This is a genomic window from Xylanibacter caecicola, assembly GCF_013166515.1.
GTDB lineage: Bacteria > Bacteroidota > Bacteroidia > Bacteroidales > Bacteroidaceae > Prevotella > Prevotella caecicola.
Window position 1 is genome coordinate 82,430 of record NZ_JABKKJ010000006.1, and the last position, 24,326, is coordinate 106,755.

27 protein-coding genes and 1 tRNA gene are annotated in these 24,326 nt (G+C 49.6%); 20 read left to right on the forward strand and 8 right to left on the reverse strand.

Translation table 11 applies throughout. The features are described 5' to 3' along the window. Positions 1–9: 9 nt before the first annotated feature. Both HPS54_RS05535 and HPS54_RS05540 read left to right on the forward strand, forming a co-directional pair. On the forward strand, positions 10–552 hold the full coding sequence (locus tag HPS54_RS05535; RefSeq protein ID WP_172344469.1) for an RNA polymerase sigma factor: 543 nt from the start codon (positions 10–12) through the stop codon (positions 550–552). Beyond that, positions 542–874, forward strand: a complete 333-nt coding sequence (locus HPS54_RS05540) for a DUF5056 domain-containing protein (RefSeq protein ID WP_172344470.1) — start codon at positions 542–544, stop codon at positions 872–874. The genes HPS54_RS05535 and HPS54_RS05540 overlap by 11 nt, the downstream gene beginning before the upstream one ends. A 601-nt stretch (positions 875–1,475) precedes the next feature. On the opposite strand, the gene xseB is transcribed toward HPS54_RS05540, so the two are convergent. The 3 genes from xseB to HPS54_RS05555 all read right to left on the reverse strand — a co-directional run bounded on the left by xseB (position 1,476) and on the right by HPS54_RS05555 (position 4,568). After that, on the reverse strand, positions 1,476–1,667 hold the full coding sequence (gene xseB / locus HPS54_RS05545) for an exodeoxyribonuclease VII small subunit (protein ID WP_253951943.1): 192 nt from the start codon (positions 1,665–1,667) through the stop codon (positions 1,476–1,478). Between the two features lie 163 nt (positions 1,668–1,830). Next, positions 1,831–3,147, reverse strand: a complete 1,317-nt coding sequence (xseA, locus tag HPS54_RS05550) for an exodeoxyribonuclease VII large subunit (protein ID WP_172344471.1) — start codon at positions 3,145–3,147, stop codon at positions 1,831–1,833. Continuing rightward, positions 3,144–4,568 (reverse strand): S8 family serine peptidase, encoded by a 1,425-nt coding sequence (locus tag HPS54_RS05555; RefSeq protein ID WP_172344472.1) that lies wholly within the window; start codon positions 4,566–4,568, stop codon positions 3,144–3,146. The genes xseA and HPS54_RS05555 overlap by 4 nt, the downstream gene beginning before the upstream one ends. A gap of 136 nt (positions 4,569–4,704) precedes the next feature. Between HPS54_RS05555 and HPS54_RS05560 the strand changes: the two genes are divergently transcribed. From HPS54_RS05560 to HPS54_RS05590, 7 genes are all read left to right on the forward strand, one after another. Further along, positions 4,705–6,078, forward strand: coding sequence for an MATE family efflux transporter (locus HPS54_RS05560; protein WP_172344473.1), 1,374 nt, complete (start codon positions 4,705–4,707; stop codon positions 6,076–6,078). Continuing rightward, entirely contained in the window at positions 6,065–6,697 is a 633-nt protein-coding gene (locus tag HPS54_RS05565; protein ID WP_172344474.1) for a cytidylate kinase-like family protein, read from the forward strand. The genes HPS54_RS05560 and HPS54_RS05565 overlap by 14 nt, the downstream gene beginning before the upstream one ends. Positions 6,698–6,780: 83 nt before the next feature. Continuing rightward, positions 6,781–7,269: a metallophosphoesterase family protein gene (locus HPS54_RS05570; protein WP_172344475.1), complete on the forward strand. Its 489-nt coding sequence runs from the start codon at positions 6,781–6,783 to the stop codon at positions 7,267–7,269. 37 nt (positions 7,270–7,306) lie between these two features. Further along, positions 7,307–8,440 (forward strand): dTDP-glucose 4,6-dehydratase, encoded by a 1,134-nt coding sequence (locus tag HPS54_RS05575; protein ID WP_172344476.1) that lies wholly within the window; start codon positions 7,307–7,309, stop codon positions 8,438–8,440. Further along, the gene (locus HPS54_RS05580; RefSeq protein ID WP_172344477.1) at positions 8,437–8,733 is read left to right on the forward strand and encodes a hypothetical protein; all 297 of its coding nucleotides are present in this window, start codon (positions 8,437–8,439) and stop codon (positions 8,731–8,733) included. The genes HPS54_RS05575 and HPS54_RS05580 overlap by 4 nt, the downstream gene beginning before the upstream one ends. Positions 8,734–8,738: 5 nt before the next feature. Continuing rightward, positions 8,739–9,923 (forward strand): formate-dependent phosphoribosylglycinamide formyltransferase, encoded by a 1,185-nt coding sequence (gene purT / locus HPS54_RS05585; RefSeq protein ID WP_172344478.1) that lies wholly within the window; start codon positions 8,739–8,741, stop codon positions 9,921–9,923. 214 nt (positions 9,924–10,137) lie between these two features. Next, positions 10,138–10,941 (forward strand): acyltransferase family protein, encoded by an 804-nt coding sequence (locus HPS54_RS05590; RefSeq protein ID WP_172344479.1) that lies wholly within the window; start codon positions 10,138–10,140, stop codon positions 10,939–10,941. A 68-nt stretch (positions 10,942–11,009) separates the two neighbouring features. Here the strand turns inward: HPS54_RS05590 and HPS54_RS12995 are convergent, their stop codons facing one another. Continuing rightward, complete coding sequence (locus HPS54_RS12995) at positions 11,010–11,132, reverse strand: hypothetical protein (RefSeq protein WP_256378093.1); 123 nt, start codon at positions 11,130–11,132, stop codon at positions 11,010–11,012. Between the two features lie 61 nt (positions 11,133–11,193). Here HPS54_RS12995 and HPS54_RS05600 point away from each other — a divergent pair, with 61 nt between their 5' ends. The 4 genes from HPS54_RS05600 to HPS54_RS05615 are packed head-to-tail and all read left to right on the forward strand — an operon-like array spanning position 11,194 to position 14,024. After that, positions 11,194–11,601, forward strand: a complete 408-nt coding sequence (locus tag HPS54_RS05600) for a sugar 3,4-ketoisomerase (RefSeq protein WP_172344481.1) — start codon at positions 11,194–11,196, stop codon at positions 11,599–11,601. Then, positions 11,588–12,514, forward strand: a complete 927-nt coding sequence (locus HPS54_RS05605; protein WP_172344482.1) for a GNAT family N-acetyltransferase — start codon at positions 11,588–11,590, stop codon at positions 12,512–12,514. Before HPS54_RS05600 ends, HPS54_RS05605 begins: the two co-directional genes overlap by 14 nt. Before the next feature lie 3 nt (positions 12,515–12,517). Next, positions 12,518–12,712, forward strand: a complete 195-nt coding sequence (locus HPS54_RS05610) for a hypothetical protein (protein ID WP_172344483.1) — start codon at positions 12,518–12,520, stop codon at positions 12,710–12,712. 7 nt (positions 12,713–12,719) lie between these two features. Then, a complete protein-coding gene (locus HPS54_RS05615; RefSeq protein ID WP_172344484.1) occupies positions 12,720–14,024 on the forward strand; it encodes a DegT/DnrJ/EryC1/StrS family aminotransferase in 1,305 nt (434 codons plus the stop codon). A gap of 190 nt (positions 14,025–14,214) precedes the next feature. Here the strand turns inward: HPS54_RS05615 and HPS54_RS05620 are convergent, their stop codons facing one another. Further along, positions 14,215–15,018: a TatD family hydrolase gene (locus HPS54_RS05620; RefSeq protein WP_172344485.1), complete on the reverse strand. Its 804-nt coding sequence runs from the start codon at positions 15,016–15,018 to the stop codon at positions 14,215–14,217. A 1-nt stretch (position 15,019) separates the two neighbouring features. After that, positions 15,020–15,994: a polyprenyl synthetase family protein gene (locus HPS54_RS05625; RefSeq protein ID WP_172344486.1), complete on the reverse strand. Its 975-nt coding sequence runs from the start codon at positions 15,992–15,994 to the stop codon at positions 15,020–15,022. Between the two features lie 303 nt (positions 15,995–16,297). Between HPS54_RS05625 and HPS54_RS05630 the strand changes: the two genes are divergently transcribed. The 7 genes from HPS54_RS05630 to HPS54_RS05660 all read left to right on the forward strand — a co-directional run bounded on the left by HPS54_RS05630 (position 16,298) and on the right by HPS54_RS05660 (position 22,410). After that, positions 16,298–17,887 (forward strand): glycoside hydrolase family 28 protein, encoded by a 1,590-nt coding sequence (locus HPS54_RS05630; RefSeq protein WP_253951944.1) that lies wholly within the window; start codon positions 16,298–16,300, stop codon positions 17,885–17,887. A 345-nt stretch (positions 17,888–18,232) separates the two neighbouring features. Next, complete coding sequence (locus HPS54_RS05635) at positions 18,233–19,450, forward strand: sigma-54 interaction domain-containing protein (RefSeq protein WP_172344487.1); 1,218 nt, start codon at positions 18,233–18,235, stop codon at positions 19,448–19,450. An 89-nt stretch (positions 19,451–19,539) separates the two neighbouring features. Further along, positions 19,540–20,052: an LptE family protein gene (locus HPS54_RS05640; RefSeq protein ID WP_172344488.1), complete on the forward strand. Its 513-nt coding sequence runs from the start codon at positions 19,540–19,542 to the stop codon at positions 20,050–20,052. A 17-nt stretch (positions 20,053–20,069) separates the two neighbouring features. Further along, a complete protein-coding gene (locus HPS54_RS05645; RefSeq protein WP_172344489.1) occupies positions 20,070–20,828 on the forward strand; it encodes a tetratricopeptide repeat protein in 759 nt (252 codons plus the stop codon). 10 nt (positions 20,829–20,838) lie between these two features. Beyond that, entirely contained in the window at positions 20,839–21,252 is a 414-nt protein-coding gene (gene secG / locus HPS54_RS05650) for a preprotein translocase subunit SecG (RefSeq protein ID WP_172344490.1), read from the forward strand. Positions 21,253–21,344: 92 nt separating this feature from the next. Then, a tRNA-His gene (locus HPS54_RS05655) sits at positions 21,345–21,418 on the forward strand. Positions 21,419–21,519: 101 nt separating this feature from the next. Beyond that, on the forward strand, positions 21,520–22,410 hold the full coding sequence (locus HPS54_RS05660; RefSeq protein ID WP_172344491.1) for an inositol monophosphatase family protein: 891 nt from the start codon (positions 21,520–21,522) through the stop codon (positions 22,408–22,410). A gap of 231 nt (positions 22,411–22,641) precedes the next feature. On the opposite strand, the gene cmk is transcribed toward HPS54_RS05660, so the two are convergent. Together cmk and porQ are read right to left on the reverse strand one after the other, a co-directional pair. Then, a complete protein-coding gene (cmk, locus tag HPS54_RS05665) occupies positions 22,642–23,334 on the reverse strand; it encodes a (d)CMP kinase (RefSeq protein WP_172344492.1) in 693 nt (230 codons plus the stop codon). 4 nt (positions 23,335–23,338) lie between these two features. Further along, the gene (porQ, locus tag HPS54_RS05670) at positions 23,339–24,286 is read right to left on the reverse strand and encodes a type IX secretion system protein PorQ (protein WP_172344493.1); all 948 of its coding nucleotides are present in this window, start codon (positions 24,284–24,286) and stop codon (positions 23,339–23,341) included. Between the last annotated feature and the right edge of the window lie 40 nt (positions 24,287–24,326).

The window sequence follows — 24,326 nt, forward strand, 5'->3', positions numbered from 1 at the left end:
AAACCGCCGGTGGAAAGAGTCAGCGACATATCATTAGTGACACGCGTACTGGTGTTTCATGACAAACGGGCGTTCGACAAGCTCGTGAAGAAGCACCAGTCTGCCGTGCGCAGGATGTTCATGAACCTCACCTTGGGCGACGCATCGCTCAGCGATGACCTTGCGCAGGATACCTTCATAAAGGCATATACACGCCTGGGGTCGTTCAAAAGCATGTCGAGTTTCTCCACATGGCTGCACCGCATAGCCTACAACGTGTTCTACGACTACACGCGCTCGCACCGCAAAACGGACGACATAGACGGCATGACGCTACCCCAGGCGACGACAGGCGGCAGTGCCTCGGCCGCTCTTCAGATGGACATTTACAGCGCCTTGGGAAGACTGAAGACCGATGAACGCACGTGCATAACGCTGCAACTCGTGGACGGGATGTCCATAGACGATATTACGGCGATAACGGGCATGCCGGCAGGAACGGTAAAATCGCATCTGTCGCGCGGCAAGCAGAAACTTGCAACATTCTTAAAAGAAAACGGATATGACAGATAACAGAGACGACATACTGGTAAAAAAATTCTTTGAAGAGAACATCAAAGAGATAGAAGACAACGGGTTTTCACGCCGTGTGATGCACAGGCTGCCCGGACGGGCAAGCCGCACAAACCGCATCTGGACACTTTTATGCGCCATGGCAGGCATCGCCGTGTTTGTCATATTCCGCGGTTGGGAATATCTCACGGCTTGTTTCTATGACGTGACGGCAGACATCAGCACCACCGAAGTGCAGCAGATAAGCCCCGTCACGCTCGGCATAACATTGGTTGTGCTGACAGTACTCGCCATAAACAGCTATGTCTTGTCGGAAGAGTGAGGGCAAGAAGGTAAAGAAGATATAAAAAGATATCCTCCCATCGGTAGGGACATTTTCTTGTAAATGTCCGCACGCATCGAAGAGGCGTTTACCTCATAAGTCTAAGCATTAAGCATAAACACTTTGTTGTTTTGCCTTCTTTTATTTTTGCAGATAACATAAAGAACGCCTCGATGAGGCGTGCGGACAAATACAAGCATATGTCCCTACCAACAACAGATATTATATTTTGACTTTATATCTCATATGCAATAGATTTCTATCTCATATGCGTTACGTTTCTATCTCATATGCAATAGATTTGTATCTCATATGCAATAGATTTGTATCTCATATGCGTTACGTTTCTATCTCATATGCGATAGATTTGCATGCTATATGAGAACGTGTCATAATAAAGGGTTCTTACGGTGAAAAAAGGCTTATAAAAACCCTGTTCCTTATCTTGAACCATGCGTTTTGTAACCCTCTGGGAACCAGAAACATACCTTTTACATTCTAAAACGCCGTCTTTCAGCCTCCAAAAGGGCACCTTTTACACTGCGAAAGGGCACCTTTTAGAGGCTGAAAGACGGCGTTTTGGAAAACCGTTGTTTATGAGTTACTTTTCTTCAAGTATTTTCCTGACTTCCTCGTCGGCTTTTGTCAGCTTGTCCTTGCACATCTTTATCAGCGTCTTGGCAGTCTTCAACTGCTCTCCGAGAGTGTCTATATCCATGTCGCCACCCTCCATTTTGTCCACTATTTCCTCCAGCCGGCGCACAGCCTCTTCGTATTTCATTTCCTTATTCATCACATTTTTCTTTTTTAGATATTGTATTTAGAAGAAGATAAGGGGAGATATGGGAAGATAAGGGGAGATAAAAGACGTATGCTTTGTTGCCATATTCCAAAACATTTGTCCTCTATCTCCCGTGGCGTCAGCCACATATCTCCTCCTATCTCCTTTTATCTCCTTATACATTTTCTCCCTCAACGTCCCTCACAACAGCCGTGAAAGCCCCCTGCTCCAATCGCGTCTCCACCTCGTCGCCCTCTTTCAGACATGCCGCACTGCGCACGGCTCGCCCGTTTACGAGCGTTATACTGTATCCGCGACGCAGTATGTTCACCGGGTCGGCTGCCTCCACGCGACGCGACAGGGTGTCAAGACGCGCCGTATTGTCTTTCATCAGCTGCACCGCACACGAGCGCAGGCGCTGCTCCATAAAGTCACAACGGGTACGTGCCGTGTCCATACGGCGCATATATCCGGCACGCAACCGCTCTCTGAGCACATCGAGAGAGGCATTGCGCCGTGCCTTGACAAGCGAGAAAAGCACGGGGACATTATCCGAAATGCGGTCAAGCCGCATCTTCTCTTCCTTAAGTCGTGTGACGGCAACCCTCACCATGCGCTCCATGGCATTGTCGACCGCCGTTTCGGTGCGCCGCAGATTGTCTATGAGCAAGGCTGCCGCCGCCGTGGGAGTCTTTACGCTTGTGTGTGCAACCATATCCAACACCGACTCGTCGCGCTCGTGTCCTATTCCCGTGATTACGGGTAACGGAAAATTTGCAACGTTCTCTGCAAGGGCAAGGGTGTCAAATCCGGACAGGTCGCTCGTGGCGCCTCCGCCTCTTATAATGACCACGCAGTCGAAGTTGTCGGCAGCGGCATTAATGCCATCGAGCGCCGCAATGATGCTCTGCTCTATGCCCTCGCCCTGCATGACGGCACTGAATAGCACGGGATAAAATACATATCCGTATTCGTTGGTCTGCAACTGGTGGCAGAAGTCGCCGTATCCTGCGGCAGAAGCGCTCGACACCACGGCTATGCGCTGCGCAAAGGACGACAGCACAAGTTCCTTGTTTAGGTCGAAAACACCCTCTTCCTTAAGCACACGGACTATCTCCCTACGCTTGCGCGCCATGTCTCCGAGAGTGTACGTCGGGTCTATATCAGTGACAATCCACGAAAAGCCATAGTTCTCATGAAACCGTGCGTGCACCTGCATAAGCACCTTCATGCCCGGTGACAGACGCTGTCCGGTGGCGCGTTCGAAGCACGAACGCACAAGCATCCATGTCGAAGCCCAGCAGTTGGCGGACGCTCTTGCCACGGGAGTGTTGGTGTGCGGATCTTTCTGTATAAGCTCCATATAGCAGTGTCCGCGCACTTCGCGTATCTCTGAAAGCTCTGCCTCCACCCAATAGTCGTCGGGCATCGCCAGCGATATGGTGTCGCGGACAAGCATGTTCAGCTCTTTTAAGGAAATGCGATGTGTCATTGCGGTCTGCTTTTATTTTGTTTTCCCGAGGTGTAGGCTTTCCAGAAGTCGGGAATGCCATAGCCGTAAATATTGTCGGGTGTGGAACAGTTGTTGCCGCTTCGGCGCACAAGGTCTATTATCTCGAGTGCCGTCTTGTCGCGCAGAGCCTGCCACAGACATGCCATCATGCCGCATACGAGAGGCGTGGAGAACGACGTTCCCACATCCTTGCTTATCGTTCCGCGCCCCGTGACGACAGCCGCCGGACTGCCCGTTGCCATCACATCGGGTTTCACACGCCCGTCGGCGGTGGGTCCCACACTGCTGAAAGCGGCGTTCTTACGCCCCGGCGTCACCGCGCCCACCGTTATTATGTCTGTAGCATCGGCAGGAAAGTTTATGCGTTTCCATGCTCCCATGCCGTCGTTTCCTGCACTGTTCACCAGCACTATGCCCTTGCGGGCAAGCATGGAGGCTGTTCTTGAAATCATTGCCGTATGCCCGTCCTGATGTATATACCTGTAGTTTGTAGAAGCATCGTCAAAGCTGTGAAAGCCCAACGAGCTGTTTATGATGTCCACACCCACGCTGTCCGCGAACTCGGCTGCCGCCGTCCAGTAGTCTTCTTCGGCAAGACTCTCGGTGCGGTCGTCCTCACATCGCAGCAGCCAATATGAAGCATCGGGCGCAGCTCCGATAAAGAAATCGGGAACGTTTACAGCCATTGCGGACAGCACACGCGTGCCGTGGTCTATCTCCTTGAATATGTTTTGCGACGGCGGAACAACAAAGTCGGCATGCCCTTCGATATTTATTCCGCACAACGCCGGTATGCGGTCGGCATTCATAAAGCCCCCGTCCATGACGGCTATCGTAATGCCGCGCCCCGTGAACCCTGCCGCATGCATGCGTATGCCGCCGAGCATTGCAAGCTGTTCTTCAGTCACTCCGTAAGGCGTCTGGGCAACAGTGTCCCACCGCGTGAACTCCTTATGCCACTTGGCACGACTGTTGGAAGGCTTTATGGAGTCCGGGGATGTCCACACCTTCTTTATATCGCGCACACACGGAAGAGATGACAGACTGCGCAGAAGGTCGTGCCTGCGGCTGCGCACAAGCACCGTGTTGTTCCACTTGCTGCTCCCTACGATGTCGACACCGGCAGAGGAAATCATGTCAAGGTATGCCGGAGACAGGGGCAGATCGGTGGAGTCGACGGGCAGATGCTGCCTGCGGCGGCGCTCCAAAGACTTTTGCGAGAGAAACTCCTCCGGACGTTCGAGGGAGAAAGGGGTACCTTGCTTGTCGCAAAGCGTAAGGCGATACATGTAACAACGACCTCCGGGATAACTTATAAGCTCGGGCGCATCATCGCCGTTAGCATGCAATAGGGGTATTCCAAATAACAGAACAATAAACAGAACGATGTTATTTTTCATTTGACAGTGGTCTTTTACAGATTGCAAAAGTACACCTAAATCACGTAATTGCCAAAAAATCACAATGTTTTCGCATCTCCGCAAACAGGAAGTCGGATAAAATTACTAATTTTGCAAGGCAAATAACGGACAAACAATGGAAAACAGACAGTCTACACTCGAACTGGGGACGCGTCCCGTGGGCAAACTGCTGATGCAATATGCCGTGCCCGCCATAATAGCCATGACAGCATCGTCGCTATATAATATGGTGGACAGCATCTTCATAGGACAGGGTGTCGGCGCTCTTGCCATATCAGGACTGGCTATAACATTCCCGCTTATGAACCTGTCGGCGGCGTTCGGCGCCGCCATAGGCGTAGGCGCGTCCACCTGCATATCGGTAAAACTGGGACAGAAAGACTATAAGACCGCGGAGAACATTCTCGGCAACACGGTGGTATTGAACACAATAATAGGACTGACATTCGGCATTGTCACGCTCTTGTTGCTCGACCCCATACTGTTCTTCTTCGGTGCAAGCGAACAGACACTGCCATATGCACGCGACTATATGGTGATAATATTGGCGGGCAACATATTCACTCATCACTACTTCGGATTGAACGCCGTGCTGCGTGCCGCAAGCAAACCTAAGGCGGCGATGTATGCTACGATTTTCACGGTGGTGCTGAACACCATTCTCGACCCGCTGTTCATATGGGTGCTCGACATGGGCATAAGGGGTGCGGCATACGCCACCATACTGTCGCAGATCGTTGCACTGACATGGCAGATAAAGCTGTTCAGAAACAAGAACGAGATGCTGCACTTCCAGAAAGGGACGTACAGGTTGCGCGGCAACATAGTGAGGAACATCATCGGCATAGGCATATCGCCGTTTGCAATGAACGTATGTGCATGTCTGGTTGTGATATTCATCAACAACGGACTTTCACACTACGGGGGTGACATGGCTGTCGGTGCATACGGAATAGTGAACAAGGTGGCGTTTATCTTCGTGATGATCGTAATGGGAATAAACCAGGGCATGCAGCCCATAGCCGGCTATAACTACGGTGCCTTGCAGTTTGACAGGATGATGAAGGTGGTGAAATACTCCATGATATCCGCCACAGTGATAACGACATCGGGATTTCTTCTTTCGCAGTTCGCGCCATATCCCTGCGCAAGGCTTTTCACAACAGACAGGGAACTGATAGACATATCGGTGAAAGGACTGCGCATAACGCTGGCGGCATTTCCCATCGTGGGGTTCCAGATGGTAATAACAAACTTTTTCCAAAGCATCGGAAAGGCAAAGATAAGCATATTCCTGTCTCTGTCGAGACAAATGCTTATACTGCTGCCGTTGCTTGCCATACTGTCGCCGATATTCAAAACAGACGGCGTATGGATGTCCATGCCGATAAGCGATGCGGCATCGGCGGTATTGGCAGGCGTGATGCTGGTAATCTATATGAAGAAATTCTCCCTACAACATAAAACAATGAAGCATGAGCAAGAGTGAGAACATTATCATAACCGTGGGACGGCAGATAGGCAGTGGAGGCAGGGTAATAGCCGGAATACTGGCTGAAGAGTTCGGATGCGGCATGTACGACAAGGAGATACTGAACCTTGCCGCAAAGGAAAGCGGCTTCTGCGAGAAGTTCTTCGAGCAGAACGACGAGAAGAAAGGGTTCTTCAGATCGTTGTTTCATCTGCACACTCCGTATGTGTCCGACAACAGTTTCTACAGCAACAAGTTCTCGCAGGAAAGCCTGTTCCAGTTTCAGAGCGATGCCATAATAAAGGCTGCCGAGAAAGGTTCGTGCGTGTTTGTGGGACGGTGTGCCGACTATGTACTGCGCAACCGCAAGAATGTATTCAACATTTTCATAACGGCAGACATCGGACAGCGCATAAATGCCGTATGCAAGCGTATGGACTGCGACCGCGCCACGGCACGCAAGATAATTACGGACGGGGAGAACAGCCGCTCTTCATATTATAATTATTACACCGGAAAGCGGTGGGGACACGGCGAGTCTTACGATCTTTGCATAAATTCAAGTCTGCTGGGTCCTGAAGGAACGGCAGAGTTCATAGCGGAACTTATAAGAAAACAGTTTCGCAACGGACAATAAGCACAAGCCTGCAACAGGCATAACGCCCCGGCAAAGGCAGCCGTCATGACCGGCAAACAAATGCCGACAACAATAACAACAGCATGAAGAAGATAGGAATAATCAGCGACACACACTCATATTGGGACGATAAGTATCTCAGATACTTCGAACCGTGCGACGAGATATGGCATGCCGGAGACATCGGCTCGACGGAGGTGGCGGAGAGACTGGCGGCATTCAGAACGTTCAGAGCCGTATGCGGCAACTGTGACGGCGGCGACCTGCGACTGATGTATCCCGAAAAACTGCGTTGGAAATGTGAGGACGCGGACGTGCTGATGAAACATATCGGCGGCTATCCGGGCAACTACGACGCAAGCATACGCGGACAGATATATGCCTGTCCGCCGCAGCTGTTCATCAGCGGGCACTCTCACATACTTAAAATAAAGTACGACAAGACACTGAACCTGCTGCACATAAACCCGGGAGCGGCCGGACTTCAGGGGTGGCACAAGGACAGAACACTTGTAAGACTGACAGTAGAAGGCAATAAATTCACCGATTGCGAAGTTATCACATTAAGGTAATCAAGAATAAAAAGCTAATAATTAATATATAGGCAATATGAAGAATATCATCATCACCGGCGGCGCCGGCTTTATAGGAAGTCACGTTGTACGCCTCTTCGTGAACAAGTATCCCGAGTATAACATCATCAACCTCGACAAGCTTACTTATGCCGGCAACCTTGCGAACCTGAAGGATATAGAGACGAAAGCCAACTATATCTTCGTAAAGGCGGACATCTGCGACTATGATACAATCATGGAGCTTATGAAAAAGCACAACGTGGACGGTATAATACACCTCGCGGCGGAAAGTCATGTGGACCGCAGCATAAAGGATCCGTTCACGTTTGCACGCACCAACGTCATGGGAACGCTCACCCTGTTGCAGGCTGCAAAGACATATTGGGAGAGCCTTCCTGAGAAATACGACGGCAAGCGCTTCTATCATATATCGACAGACGAGGTGTACGGCGCACTCGAACTGACACATCCCGACGGCATAGAACCGCCGTTCACCACAACGGCATCGTCGGCAGAACACCACCTTGCATACGGCGAGAAGTTCTTCTTGGAGACGACAAAGTATAATCCGCACTCGCCATACTCGGCATCAAAGGCGTCGAGCGACCACTTCGTGCGTGCGTTCCACGACACTTACGGCATGCCCGTCATCGTGACAAACTGCTCAAACAACTACGGTCCGTACCAGTTTCCGGAGAAACTTATACCGCTTTTCATAAACAACATACGCCACCGCAAGCCGCTGCCCGTATACGGAAAGGGCGAGAACGTGCGCGACTGGCTGTACGTCGAAGACCACGCAAGGGCGATAGACGTGATCTTCCACAACGGCAAAACAGCCGATACTTATAACATCGGAGGCTTTAACGAGTGGAAGAACATAGACATAATAAAGGTTGTAATCAATACCGTAGACCGTCTTCTGGGACGCAAAGAGGGTGAGGACATGGACCTGATAACATACGTTACGGACCGCGCCGGACACGACCTGCGCTATGCAATAGACTCGTCGAAGCTGCAACGTGAACTGGGTTGGGAACCGAGTTTGCAGTTTGAAGAGGGCATAGAAAAGACCGTTAAGTGGTATTTGGAGAACCAGGAATGGCTGGACAACATCACAAGCGGCGACTACGAGAAGTATTACGACAGCATGTACAAGGGCAGATGACAGACCGTATTTCAAGCGAACTGCACTCTTTTCTGGTGCGTATGGCATACACACCGGAGGATATCAGCCATGACACAGAGCATGGCATGGAGCACCTACTGCACCTTCTCGAACCGGAAGACGAGGAAGCCGTGATACACTATTACGGACTCTTCGGTGCCGACCGCATGTCTCTCGACGAGATAGCGCACAGCCGCGGCATGAGCGCAGAGGACATGATGGCAGCGATAGACAGGTGTATACGCAGGATAGCGGTCACACCCGAATGGCAAATGATAAAGCAAAAGATTTGAATATAATGAAGAAAATACTTTTATTAGGCTCGGGAGAACTGGGCAAGGAGTTTGTAATCGCGGCGAAACGTGCCGGACAGTATGTCATCGCATGCGACCGTTACGACAACGCTCCGGCAATGCAGGTTGCCGACGAGCGCGAGATTTTCAGCATGCTCGACGGTGATGCGCTTGCCGCTGTGGTTGAGAAACACCGTCCGGACATCATCGTCCCGGAGATAGAGGCAATCAGAACAGAGCGTCTTTTCGACTTCGAGAAGGCGGGAATACAGGTCGTTCCGAGCGCAAGGGCAGTGAACTACACGATGAACAGGCGTGCCATACGCGACCTGGCATCGAAGGAACTGGGTCTGCGCACAGCCAAATATTTCTATGCCAAGACATTCGAAGAGTTCAAGAAAGCCGCCGATGAGATAGGTTTTCCGTGCGTTGTCAAGCCTCTGATGTCGTCTTCGGGTCACGGTCAGAGCTACGTTCACAACGACGATGAGCTGGAACAGGCTTTCAAGGAGGCAATGGAAGGCAGTCGCGGTGACGTGAAAGAGGTTATCATAGAGGAGTTTATAGACTTCGAATCGGAGTTTACGCTGCTCACGGTGACGCAGAAAGAGGGACCGACACTGTTCTGTCCGCCCATCGGACACATACAGAAAGGCGGTGACTATCGCGAGAGTTGGCAGCCTTATGCCATCGGCGAAGAGGCTCTTAAGCAGGCGCAGCACATGGCGGACGAGGTGACCCACGCACTGACGGGAGCCGGTATATGGGGCGTGGAGTTCTTCCTTACAAAGCAGGGAGAGGTGATATTCAGCGAACTTTCACCGCGTCCGCACGACACGGGAATGGTAACGCTCGGTCATACCACGAACCTAAGTGAGTTCGAACTACACTTCCGTGCCGTAATGGGATTGCCCATTGCCGGCATACATCTCGAACATGCGGGCACGAGTGCAGTGATACTGTCGCCCGAAGAGTCGGACAATCCGTTGGAATACAACATGGTCGAGGCTCTGAAAGAAGACCGCACACGCATCCGTATCTTCGGCAAGCCGGAGGCACATGTGGGCAGACGCATGGGCGTTGTGTTGTGTTACGGTGACGTGGATGCCGACATCGATGCGCTGCGCGACAAGGCTAAGCGACTGGCAGGCACCATCTTGGGAACCGACCCGTACATGAAAAAGAGCTGAAAAAACGTTTAACGGGCAAACACTTACAATCTATCACTTTTTAAAACCATTTTCTTACAGTTTTAAAAGGTGGCATTAAAACTTCATAAAGCTATCCTTTTCGAGTCATAAAGCTAAGCTTCAGACATCAAAAAGGATAGCTTTAGCAATCGGAAACGATAGCTTTCGGATTGTAAGTATGGCATGTTGGAAATGAAACTACATAAATACTCACATGATAAAGGATTTACAATCGCTGCGGTTTATATTCGTCCTGCTTGTCTTCATGTCGCATATAACATGGACAGATACAAGTTTTGACTTTGGCGGAGAATGCGGAGTGGCATTCTTTTTCATTCTAAGTGGTTTCGTTTTGTCGGTAGGATTCGGAGCGAAAGTCGAGACCGGAATGTTCCGTCGCAGACCTTTTCTTATAAAACAGCTGCTGAAGTTCTATCCACTACATATCATAATGATGATTGTGATGTTACTTATGGATATGCGTATTGGAATGTATACCGAACCATACCTGCTGCTTCCCAACATACTTTTGCTGCAAAGCTGGTTTCCGGACGATAAGTTTTACTTCGTCGCAAACGGCTCGTCATGGTTTCTTTCGGACATGATGTTCTTCTATCTGATGTTCCCTTTGCTTTATAGAAAGATTATGAAAGACAGCATAAATCATGTCGCGACAATGGCAATCATCGTTTTTCTGATGTGGATTGCACTGTCTTTTTCCGTTCCTGAGAACAAGATAAATGCCATTTTATATGCTTCTCCGATGACAAGGATTATAGATTTTGCTGTCGGAATACTGCTTTACAGAGTCTTCACATCTGATATTACGGACAAAATATCTGTCTGTATTAATGGTAAAAGTCCGTTAACGGCAGGCTTTACGGAACTTTCAGCCGTTATAATGATGTACCTTACATACATCGCATATCAATATATGCCCGCCAACATAAGATGTTCCGCACTGTTCTGGTTCATCATTCCAGCATTCATATACATTTTTGTCATTACCGACAGGTAAGGTGGTATCGTCACGAAGATACTTCAATCAAAGACAATGATGTGGCTCGGAAGCATAAGTTTTGAATTTTACATGATCCACATGGCAGTGTTAAGACTTACAGGAAACATCCTGCGGAGCACCACCGCAGATGTAAGTGCTATACTGCTGTTCTTTGTGGCACTGCCGCTGACGGTATTTGCGTCGTTCATAACAAAGAAATATTTAGTCGGCAAAATATACTCTCACTTGATAAAGCGCGTTATATAAGATATGAGCAGCAAGATTATAGACCTTCCGAAGATTATAGACAGGCGCGGCAACCTCACCGTTGCCGAGGAGAACAAGAACATACCGTTCGGTATTAAACGCGTGTATTGGGTATACGACGTGCCCGGAGGCGAATGCCGCGGAGGGCATGCGCACAAGAAATGCCTTGAGTTTATCACCGCCGTAAGCGGCAGTTTCACCGTCACTTTGGACAACGGCACAGAGAAAGAGACGTTTCTTCTCAATCATCCCTATCAGGGTTTGCTGGTCGATACGGGCATCTGGCGCACGCTCGACGACTTCTCTTCGGGGGCGGTCTGCATGGTCATGGCATCCGAACTGTTTGAGGAAGAAGATTATATACGCGACTATGACGAATTTATAAGATACAAGAAAAATGCAGATCATTGAGACATCGGCAGAAGAATACGGTGCTTTGTTCGCCTGTTATCCGCACGTTTACAACAGTGTTTCTTTCTCCGAGCTTAACAAGAGAAAGACCGAACGGCTGCATTACCTTACATTCAGAAATCCCAAAGTGCGCTTCGGGCTTATCTTAGGCGAAGACAACGGCGGCACACTTGCGTCTCCTTTCTCCGCCCCATTCGGCGGTTTCACATACAACAAGGCGCAAAGCATAGAGTTCATAGACGATGCTATAAAAGCCCTGAAAGAATATGTAAGGGAGCGGAACATGCGCATCCGGATTACCCTGCCGCCTTTTTTTTATGACGACAGGCACCTGCCATGCGTGGCGAATGCTCTTTACCGCGAGGCACGGTTATGCAAAATGGATATAAACTATCATTTTCTTATATCCGATTTTGCCGGTTATCCTGCTGTTATCGGGCGTAATGCAAGAAACAAACTACGACAGGCCATGGATCAGGACACCGCCTTTATCATTGCAGACAGCAGCAACGAGGACGATATAAGAAGGGCATACGGCATTATAAAGAAGAACAGGGAGGAGCACGGATATCCGCTAAGGATGACATGCGAAGACGTTATCGGCACGACACATGTGATACCTGCCGACTTCTTCATATTGAGACACGGCGATGAAGACATGGCTGCGGCACAGGTCTTTCATGTTACCGACAAGATATATCAAGTCATATACTGGGGCGACTTGCGCGATTTTTCGTCATTGCGCCCGATGAACCTGCTCGCATACCGCATCTTCGAGTACTACCGCAAGCAAGGTATCGATATACTCGACATCGGTCCTTCGACCGAAGACAGCACGCCTAACTACGGGCTGTGCAGCTTCAAGGAAAGTATCGGATGCCGCAGTTCGCTGAAACTTTCATTCGAGATATAAACCATGAAGCATAATTCCAACCAGACAGACAGACTGTACAGACATACAGGAAGACTGCCTTATCTGCTGACGGAACGGCAGGGCACAGGCGAAAAAGACCAATACGTAGAGCGGTGTCTCAATGCCATTTCGCCATATCGGGTCATCTGGCAGGACGAAAAATATGTGCTTAAAGCACCCATTAACGCTAAGAATTGATTGAACGATGATAAAATATCTTGACTTAAAGAAAATCACTGAACTGCATGCGGACGAGATACACCATGCCGTAAGCAACGTTGTTGACAGCGGATGGTACCTGCACGGGGAGGCAAACCGCCTTTTCGAGGAGCACTATGCACGGTATATCGGTACGAAACACTGCATAGGTTGCGGCAACGGACTTGACGCTCTCACACTGATACTGCGTGCATATATGGAACTGGGGGTGATGAAACGGGGCGACGAGGTAATCGTTCCGGCAAACACATACATCGCCTCCATACTCTCAATAACGGCAAACGGGCTTGTCCCGGTGCTCGTAGAACCGCGCCCGGACACGTTCCAGATAGACGACACACTGATAGAAAGCGCCATTACCGACCGTACACGGGCGATAATGATCGTACATCTTTACGGCAAATGTGCCTGCACCGAAAAGATAAAAGATATATGCCGCCGGCACAGTCTGAAACTGATCGAGGACAATGCACAGGCACATGGAACGACATTCCTTAATGAAGAATGTAGAATGAAGAATGAAGAATTAAGGTTTGCAAAGAAAGATGTTGATGTTTCGGTTGCATCTTACAAGAACGACAACAATACATCATCTACATCCATACCCACATCTACAGAAACAAAGAATACCACGAATACAAATCCTAATTCTTCATTCTTCATTCTTCATTCTTCATTTCCCCATCCTAATTCTTCATTAAAAAGGACCGGTTCTCTCGGCGATGCCGCCGCCCACAGCTTCTATCCCGGCAAAAATCTGGGTGCGCTGGGCGATGCAGGTGCTGTAACTACCGACGATGAAGAGCTTGCCGAAATGGTCCGCACGCTTGCAAACTACGGCTCGTCGGTGAAATATGTCTTCCCATACGAGGGCATGAACAGTCGCATGGACGAGCTTCATGCCGCCGTACTTGATGTAAAGCTGCGCTATCTCGACGAAGAAAACGAGGCGCGCCGGCGTGTAGCCCTGCACTATATAGACAATGTGAAGAACCCGCTTTTGAATGTTCCGGGACGGGAATACATGGAGAACAACGTGTTCCATATATTCCCCGTGATGTGCAAAGAGCGCGACAGGCTGCAAAAGTATTTGTCGGAACACGGCGTGCAGACCGTCATCCACTACCCCATACCGCCGCACAAACAGGAGTGTTACAGGCAGCTTGAACATCTCAGTTTGCCCGTAACCGAACGGATACACCGTGAGGAACTGAGCATTCCGTGCAATCAGGTGCTCACGAAAGAAGAGGTAGAGGAGGTGACAAACTTGCTTAACAAGTTCGGGAAATGAAGAATAAAGAATGATGAATGAAGAATTAGGATAACTAATAGTTAAGAATTAAGAAGTAAGAATTAAGATTTTGCCGGCGCAGTAATGATATTATTTTAGGTCATATAGGACCTATAGGTCTCATAAGTCTTATATGGCTTATTGGTTAATCATAGCGGCAGCAAATTCTTCATTCTTCATTCATCATTCTTCATTTAAAGAACACCCTGTCCACCGTTGCCTCTGTAATAGCCGCTAGCTCATCGCACGGCATTCCGTAGCACTCCGCCATGCGCTCAAGAACATATCTTGCGTATGCGCTCTCGTTGCGTTTTCCACGCATGGGAACAGGAGCCATATACGGTGCATCGGTCTCTATGACAATGCGGTCTGCAGGTATTGAGGGGATAACCTCAGGCAGATGCGACTTCTTAAACGTAAGGACACCGCCCACACCAAGCACAAATCTGTCGAAAGAAAGCAGTTCGGCTGCCTCTTTCTCATTGCCTGTAAAACAATGGAACACGCCGCCCGGCAGTTCCTTTTCATATCGCCGCAATATCTTTACCATTTCGTTCTGCCCCTTGCGGCAGTGTATCATCAACGGCAGACCGTACTCCACGGACCACCTCACCTGTTCCTCGAACACCTCGAGTTGTTCCTTTTCGTACTCGCGACTCCAGTAATAGTCTATCCCCACCTCGCCAACGGCTATAAAACGACTGCCGGTGTCGCATGCGTCAGGCTGCATCACAGACCGTTGGAGCATCTGTTTCATCTCCGCCAACACACCCTGCCAGCCCTCCTTGACCTCCTCAGGATGAAGCCCTATCATGGGATAGGCATATCCCGGATAGCGGCGGCACGTGGCAAGAACAGTATCCACGGAGGCAAGATCTATGGCAGGTACGAACATCCGCCCTACCCCTGCCTCACGCGCACGGGCAACAACCTCGTCGCGATCGGCGTCGAACTCCGTGCCGTCAAGATGTATATGCGTGTCTGTAAACGTCATGTCAGTACTCGCGTTTCATCATTCTGTCCGTATATGCCACAAGCTCCCGGCGGCGGTCTTCCGCAACGCCGAGTGCGGAAAGATATCTGCGGCTCTCGTCAAAATACATCTTTATCTTAGCCTCAGCAAGACAATCTATGCCCAGACGGTTGTATATGGCTGTCACGGCGGCAATCTTCTCCTGCGGATTGTGCCCGCTTCCGTTTATCCACCGCTCCAGTTCGGCACGCGTAGGCTCGTCGGCACGAGCAAAGGCATTTATCAACATGAATGTCTTTTTGTTGCAAAGAATGTCGCCGCCGATAGCTTTTCCGAACACCGCGGGGTCTCCATAGACATCGAGATAGTCGTCTTGCAACTGGAAAGCAAGACCTATCATCTCGCCAAACCTGTACAGATTGTCGGCATCGGCATCGGGAGCACCACCGAGAATGGCGCCTGTCTTCAACGCGCATGCCAGCAGCACGCTTGTCTTAAGGCGTATCATCTCTATATATTCGTCCTCGCTCACATCGCCGCGTGTCTCGAAGTCCATGTCATACTGCTGCCCCTCTCCTATCTCAAGCGCCGTCACGGTGAAGAGGTCGAGCACGGGTTTCAGCTTTGCCACATCGCATTGTGCGATATAGCGGTAAGCCATCACGAGCATGGAGTCGCCCGACAGTATCGCCGTGTTGGCGTTCCACTTCTCGTGCACGGTCTGATGTCCGCGCCTCACAGAGGCATTGTCCATGAGGTCGTCGTGCAGAAGCGTATAGTTATGATACGTCTCCAGTCCGCACGCCACAGGCAGTATCGCCTCGGGATTGTCCTTATACATGTTGTATGCAAGTAGCATCAGCGTGGGGCGTATTCTCTTTCCGCCCATGGACAGCACGTATTTCACAGGGGCATAAAGGCTCTGCGGCTTGCGCGTATACGGCATACTGTCGATATAGCCGTTTATCTTTTCAAGTAATTCGTTTGCGGTAAACATATTGTTAAAGATGCTTTAGTTGTGTATATGTTGCAAAGATAATGCAAGCCGAACGCAATCAAGCTTGCTTGAAATTGCCGAGGCGAAGCTTATCTTATGCAAAGATAATGCAAGCCGAACGCAATCAAGCTTGCTTGAAATTGCTGAGGCGAAGCTTATCTTCGGCAAAGATACGACTTTTATTTAGTTTTACGCGGACGAGGAGGCATTTTTTGAACAGTGCACATGATACCGTCCGTCATCACGGATGCGGATAGTTACAAACATATCGCATGCACGTCATCAATATAAAAACGCTTATTTATGATAAAACACATCAGACTGTTTCACATTGCAGCGGTGCTTCTGACGGCTGCGCAGATGCACGCTTTCAGTGCAGACGACATAATAACGAGGGATAAAGTGGGAGCCGGAGCCATGCCGGCGGAGATAAGTGCGGTTACGGAAGCACCTTTCAAGATGAAAGGACTTAAGGCTCCGGTATTCAAAGACCGCAGGATTGTGATAACGAAGGAAGACTTGTCGGCAAAGGGACTGATAACCCCTTCGATAAACGAGAGGATAAGCAGCCTGTCGAAAAAAGGCGGAGGTACCGTCGTAATACCGCAGGGCACATGGCGTTCGGGACGCATCACGCTGAAGAGCAACGTTTGTCTACACGTGGAGAAAGGTGCCGTGCTCGAGTTCTCAGGCTCCATAGACGACTATCAGCCTGCCGTATTCACACGCCACGAGGGTGTGGAGGTGTTGGGAGCCGGTGCATTTATATATGCCAATGGTGCCAAGAACATTGCCCTGACGGGCGAAGGCGTGATATCAGGTCCGCCAATGGATGCCGCCATGCGCCGTCTGCGCAACGGCAACAGCGTGGTGGAGAAGGACATATCCGTGAACACTCCGGTTGCCGAACGTCTGTGCGACGGGCTCGACGGGCGCACGTTCTACCGCCCCAAGTCGTTCGCTCCGATAAACTGCAAGAACGTTTTGGTGCAGGGAGTGACGTTCGAGAAGAGCGTACTATGGAACGTTAACCCCATATACTGCGACAACGTGATAATACGAGGCATAACGGTGAACTCCACAAAGGTGCCGAGCGGCGACGGCATAGACATATCGTCGTGCCGCAATGTGCTGATAGAATACTGCACGTTGAACTGCGGCGACGACTGTTTCACACTGAAAGCGGGGCGTTGTGAGGACGGTTTGCGCGTGAACAGACCTACGGAAAACGTGCTGATACGCTACTGTCTGTCTAAAGACGGGCACGGGGGAATAACATGCGGAAGCGAGACTGCAGGCATGATAAAGAACGTTTATCTGCACAGTTGTGTGTTCTACGGCACGCGCGTGGGCTTCCGTTTCAAGACAAGGCGCAACCGCGGAGGCGGCATATCGGATGTTCTTTATGAGAATGTAAGGCTGGTCGATGTGCGCGAGGCATTCACTTGGGACCTTCTCGGCACACCCATGTACATGGGAGAGCTGGCACGACGCAATCCACCATTGGACATAACAGAGCTTACACCGGTGGTGAAGAACATCACAATACGCAACTTCATCGTCGAGTCAGCCGACCGTCTGATATCCGTACACGGCATTCCCGAAATACCGTGCAGCAACGTTCTGATTGAAGATGGCACCGTAAGGACAAACCGGATATTCAAGGCAATGGACGACATCGACGGTCTGACAATGCGCAACATGGACATTCATGCAACGGACAACACGATGAACATCGACGACGGACGGAACATATTGTTCGATCAGGTGAACTTCTACGCGCCGGGACATGCACTCTACCTGAACATCAAAGGTGCACAGGCCGGAAACATAAACATAATAAGCGGCAACGTAAGATACGGACTTGAAGATGGAATAAATCCGCTGCCATGACAGACATAGGCAAACATCTGTAATTCAAGACGATACTTTAAGCTTCCGGAAGGCGACTGTATGGCATAAAAACGATATGCCGACAGCCGTCTTCCGGTTTGTTGTATATATAATGTCGGGGCTATAAAAAAGCGCATTTCACAGCAGTTAAAGACGCGTTTTGTAACTTATTGATAATCAAGATAATACCTTTTACATTCCAAAAGGTGTCCTTTTAGAGTCTGAAAGACCGCCTTTTAGAGTGCGAAAGGGCACCTTTTGGAATGCGAAAGACCGCATGCGGAAATAAAAGAAGCCAAAAGTGCATATATATCGAATTATTTGTGTAATTTTGTCACGAATAAAATGAATACATCCGAACTGCAAAAAATAAAGCAGCGGTACGGCATCGTGGGCAACAACGACGAGCTGAACCGTGCGCTGGATGTCGCCTTGCAGGTGGCACCCACGGACTTGTCTGTGCTCATAGTAGGCGAAAGCGGTGTGGGAAAGGAAAGCGTACCGCGGATAATTCATGACAACTCGCCGCGCAAACGCGAGAAGTATTTTGCCATAAACTGCGGCTCCATACCCGAGGGAACCATTGACAGCGAACTGTTCGGACATGAGAAAGGTTCGTTTACGGGTGCCATAGGCGAGAGCGAGGGATACTTCGGAGTGGCAAACAAGGGCACGATATTTCTCGACGAGGTGGGCGAACTGCCCCTTGCAACGCAGGCACGACTGCTCAGAGTGCTCGAAACGGGAGAATATATACGCGTTGGCGGACAGAAAATAATGAAGACCAACGTGCGTATAGTGGCTGCAACAAACGTGAACATGCAGAAAGCCATAAGCGAAGGACGCTTTCGCGAGGATCTGTACTACCGTCTGAACACCATTCCAATACAGATACCGCCGCTGAGAGACAGGGGTAACGACATCATACTGCTGTTCCGTCTGTTTGCCATGCAGATGGCTGAGAAATACCGGTTGCCCAAAATCACGCTGACGGAAGAGTCGAAAGCGGTGATGCTAAGATACAAATGGCCCGGGAACGTGCGCCAGCTGAAGAACATAACGGAGCAGATGTCAATACTGAGCAGCGAACGCGAAATAGACGCGGACACGCTGCGACAGTTTATTCCGCAGGATATCGAGAGCACACAGCTCACCACCGTAAACACCGGAGGCAGTCACTCGTATGAGAGCGAACGCGAACTGCTGTACAAAATATTATATGAATTGCGCGGAAACGTCAGCGACCTGAGACGCGAGATGAACGACTTGAGAAAGCAGATAGGAAGCACCGTCACCGGCAGGGGTACTGCCAACGAACCGCCACTGCCGTCGATAATAAACCGCAGGCAGGAGATGACAGTACAGAGACAGGCGCCGAACGTGCTCGATGCCGTGGCAGAGGAGATATCCGAACCTGAAAGTCTTAACCTTGAAGACCTGGGTAAGCAGATGCTTGAAAAGGCTCTTGAGCGCAACGGGGGAAACAGAAAGAAGGCTGCCGCCGAGCTTGGTATATCGGATAGGACGCTATACCGCAGAATAAAGCAGTATGGACTGGACTGACGGACACTTTCATGCCGGCACCCGTTGACAGAATTGTCGGCACATATCAATAATGTATTATAACCGGAAAACAGGAAAAACAATCACCGATGACAGGAAAAAGACTCACCATAATAGTCTGTACACTCGCGCTGATACTTGTATCATGCAGCGTGTCGTACAAGTTCAACGGCGCAAGCATTGACTACAGCAAGACCAAAACCATACAGATAGCCGACTTTCCCATACGTTCGAGCTATGTATGGGGACCGATGGCATCTATCTTCAACAACCAGTTGAAAGACCAGTTTGCCAACCACACGCGTCTGATACAGGTGAAACGCAACGGTGACATGAAAATAGAGGGAGAGATAACGCACTACACCCAACGCAACAAGGCTGTCACGGCAGAGGGACACTCGGCACAGACGGAGTTGTCTATGACCGTCAACGTGCGCTTTACCAACAACGCCAACCACAACGAGGACTTTGAGAAGCAGTTCACCGCCACATCGACATACGAGACGACACAATCGCTTAACTCCGTGCAGGAGGAACTTGTGACGCAAATGGTAAAGGACATTACCGACCAGATATTCAACGCAACGGTGGCAAATTGGTAAAAGAACGGACAGAGGCAATGAAACTGGAGCAACTCATAAAACATCCCGAAAGAATGGACAGGGACACACTGTACAACCTGCGTTCCATGCTTGCACTGTATCCGTACTTCCAGACGGCAAGGCTGCTGATGCTCAAAAACCTGTACATACTGCACGACCCGTCGTTCGACGAGGAGCTGAGACGTGCCGCCATATATATTACCGACCGCAAAGCGCTGTTCGAACTGGTGGAGGCGGCGCACTACAAGATAAAGAGCAACACACAAAAGAAAGAGGAAAAGAATGCCGGTGAAGAACCGGACGGCAACCGTACAATATCGCTGATAGACCGTTTCCTCGACTCGCAACCGGAAAAGGAGGAGAAGGAAAAGAAGAACAAGCGGAAGCCTACACCTGCCGACGCGGCGATAGACTACGTGTCGTATTTGCTCGAAACCGAAAGCGAAGAGGAGAAACAGCTGACCGAACAAAACATGAAGATGAACGGTCTGGATCTCATAGACAACTTCATCAATAAAGAGGGAGGACGCATCGAACTGAAGGAAAATCCGGAATATACGCCCGTAATAGACACTGCGGATACGGAGAGCGGCGAAGACGGAGACGAAGGATACTTCACCGAGACACTGGCACGTATTTACATAAAACAAGGCAGATATTCAAAGGCATTGGAAATAATTAAGCGTTTAAATTTGAATTATCCAAAAAAAAATGCTTACTTTGCAGACCAAATCCGCTTTTTGGAGAAATTAATCATAAATAACAAATACAAATAAACAATAGAAAATGTACACATTATTCGTAATTCTAATCGTGATTGCAGCATTGCTGATGATTGGCATCGTACTTATTCAGGAGTCGAAAGGTGGCGGACTTGCGTCAAACTTCTCCTCTTCAAACCAGATTATGGGTGTCCGCAAGACTACCGACTTTATCGAAAAGGCAACATGGGGACTTGCAGCATCAATGGTAGTGCTGAGCGTTGTTTGCGCTTATACGGCACCATCGGCAACCGGCACTGAGAGCATCCTTGAAAATGCGGCAACTGAAACACAGCAGACAAACCCGAACACACTGCCCGGCTTCGGTGCAAGCAGCACCAAACAAGCAGCTCCGGCAAAAGGACAGGACAAGGCAGAACAGGCTGCAGATGCCGCAAAAGACGCCCCGGCACAGGCTCCGACGAAAGCAGCAGAATAATAAAATGATAAAAAAGTACAGGATTTGTTTGGTTAATCCGGATAAATCCTGTACCTTTGCACTCGCTTTTAGAGTTTTAGCGACATTGCACGGTGGCTATAGTTCAGTTGGTTAGAGCGTCAGATTGTGGTTCTGAATGTCGTGGGTTCGAGTCCCACTAGCCACCCTAAAGAGAATGGATGAAGTTCTTACGGAATTTCATCCATTCTCTTTTATTGTATGATATACTATCCATGAACGCCTCATTAGCCATAAAACAAAGGAAAAATGATAATATTTACGGATGCACGACGTTATATTATCAATGAACAAAAGCCTGCCGCCGCATGGCGACAGGTACTATCTACTGATTTACAAACAAACATCAGGGGCGATATGAACACACTTTCATCAGAAACACTTATTACAACCGTCAAGGAAGCGGCACGCCTTATGCAAGCCGACGGCTTTGAAGTTTCATACAAAGAAGGCTTCTCCAACATTGTCACATCATCGGATGTCGCCGTCCAGGACTTCCTGTGCGCCAGACTGAAAGAACTGCTACCAGACAGCGGTTTTATATGTGAGGAGGAAGACATGCGGGACATATCGCATGAATATACATGGATAATAGATCCGATAGACGGCACTGCCAACTATAGCCGGGGCATTGCCCAGTGTGCCATTTGCGTGGCACTTAAACATGGCGATGATATAGAACTGGGAGTTGTATACATCCCTCAGACAGGCGAACTGTTCCACGCCGAGAGAGGCAAAGGCGCATGGCTGAACGGGCGCAGAATATCCGTGTCACAGCGTCCGTTCGCAAATTCAATAATGTGTACGGCGCTGCCGGTATACCATAAAGAATATACAGAAGTGTGTTCGGACATCATCCGCGAGGCGTTCATGCAGTGCAACGACATACGCCGGTTCGGTGCATGTGCCCCGGAACTTTGCTATCTTGCCATGGGACGCTGCGAACTGTACTTTGAATACCTGCTCAGTCCGTGGGATTTCGCTGCCGCATCGCTCATTGTAACCGAAGCGGGCGGCATGATAACCGACCTTGACGGCAGCACACCGACATGCACCTGCCAATGCGGAATAGTTGCTGCCAACAGCAAAGAAAACCACACAAGACTGCTGAACATTGTGCAAAAGAAGATTAAGGGCTGACATATTATTCCGCAAGCAATACACAACGCGCCTTACGAAACGGTGGGAATAAATATAAGGAGATAAAGGGAAATAAGAGAAGATATGTTGCCAAGGGCAACAGAAGATAAAAGACAACAGTCTTGAATCAAGCAACAAAACATTTGTCTTTTATCTCCCCGTATCTCCTTTTATCTCCCTTTATCTACTATTAAAACGTCTCTATCGATTTAAGAACCCTCCGGTGAGACATCAAGCACCGGTTCTTTCCTTGAAAATATCCATAAGCCACGCCTTTTGCTCGGCTATTGTCATGGTGCTGTTGTCAAGTTCAACGGCATCATCAGCCTTGCGCAACGGCGACACTTCACGATGCGAGTCTATATAATCGCGCTGCTCCACGTTCTTAAGAATATCATCAAAGTCGGCAGGCATGCCCTTTGCACGCAGTTCGTCAAAGCGGCGCTGCGCACGCACACGGGCAGAAGCAGTGACAAAGACCTTCAGTTCGGCATCGGGAAACACTGCCGTACCGATGTCGCGACCGTCCATAACGATGCCTTTCTCCTCGCCCATTTTCTGCTGCTGCGCCACAAGAGCCTTCCTTACAAAGGGAAGTGCGGCTACCGGACTGACGTGCGACGACACCTCCATCGAGCGTATTTCCTTCTCAACAAGCTCTCCGTTAAGATATGTGTCGGGGCATCCCGTCGCCTCATTCAGGCGGAAGGAGATGACAATGCCGTTCATCGCAGCCTCGAGGGCAGCAGTATCGATGCCGCCGTCGGCACCGAACATGCCGCCACGCATGGCAAAAAGAGTCACTGCACGGTACATGGCACCCGTGTCCACATAGATATAACCAATCTCACGTGCAAGGTCTTTAGCCATTGTAGACTTGCCGCAAGACGAAAAACCGTCGATTGCTATGGTAATCTTTTTCATTTGTCTATAAACAGTAAGAAACATTTATGGTCAGTGAATTGGAAGATACATGGTATTTTCCGTATGACAGATTGAGTTTGAAACGCTCCAACATAAGTCCCGCGCCGAACGAAAGACCGGCTCCGTGACTGCTTTCCTCCTCTCCGCTGATAATCTTCATCTCTTCCACACGGCGGAAATTGTATCCTCCGGCAATATAGATCTGCGGCGAAAGGATAATATCCACGCCGGCAACAAGGTGGTTTATGAACTTATAATCCCAGTGAGTAAGGTCTGTGAGCGTTGCCGACACACGGAACGGCAGGTTCAGCAACTTCTTGCTCGCGCCCAACTGCACGTCCATGGGCATTTTTCCGTACTCGTCGTCGAATGCCTTCAGCTCACCACCAAGGTTCTTGGCAACGAGCGAGAGCGACCATTCGCGGTCCGGATCATAATAGTTCAGTCCCAAATCCACGCCCATGGCAATGGAGTTATAGTCGCCAATGTAAGACGTAACGAACTTTGCCGCGATACCTCCGGCAAGCCTTTCGGTGAGCGAATAGCTGAAGACGCCGCCCAACATGATGTCCTTTGCGGAGAACTCTCCGTTCTGAACATTGTTCTCGTCCACCTGTTTCATCTTGCCATAGTCCATATACTGAGCCATCACCGCCACCGTCGCACGCTCCTTTATAATCCTGTTGAACGACGCACTTGCCGTTTTCGCCCCCTCCATATACGTCATAAAGTTAAGGTTGATGCTCTTGTCGCTCACCGACGACAGCAGCGACGGATTATGAAACATCAGCGACGGGTCGTCTTCTATTATGGTGATATTGTCTCCACCCAGTGCCGCAGCATGAGCACTTACGGGAAGGCGCAGGAAATTATACGACGTCCGGCTTTCCTGAGCCGATGTTTTTATTGCGCAAGAAAATATCATCGCGAGTAGAAAAACCGCCTTTTTCATCTTTATTATATATAATTTTGCGGCAAAGGTACACCTTTTT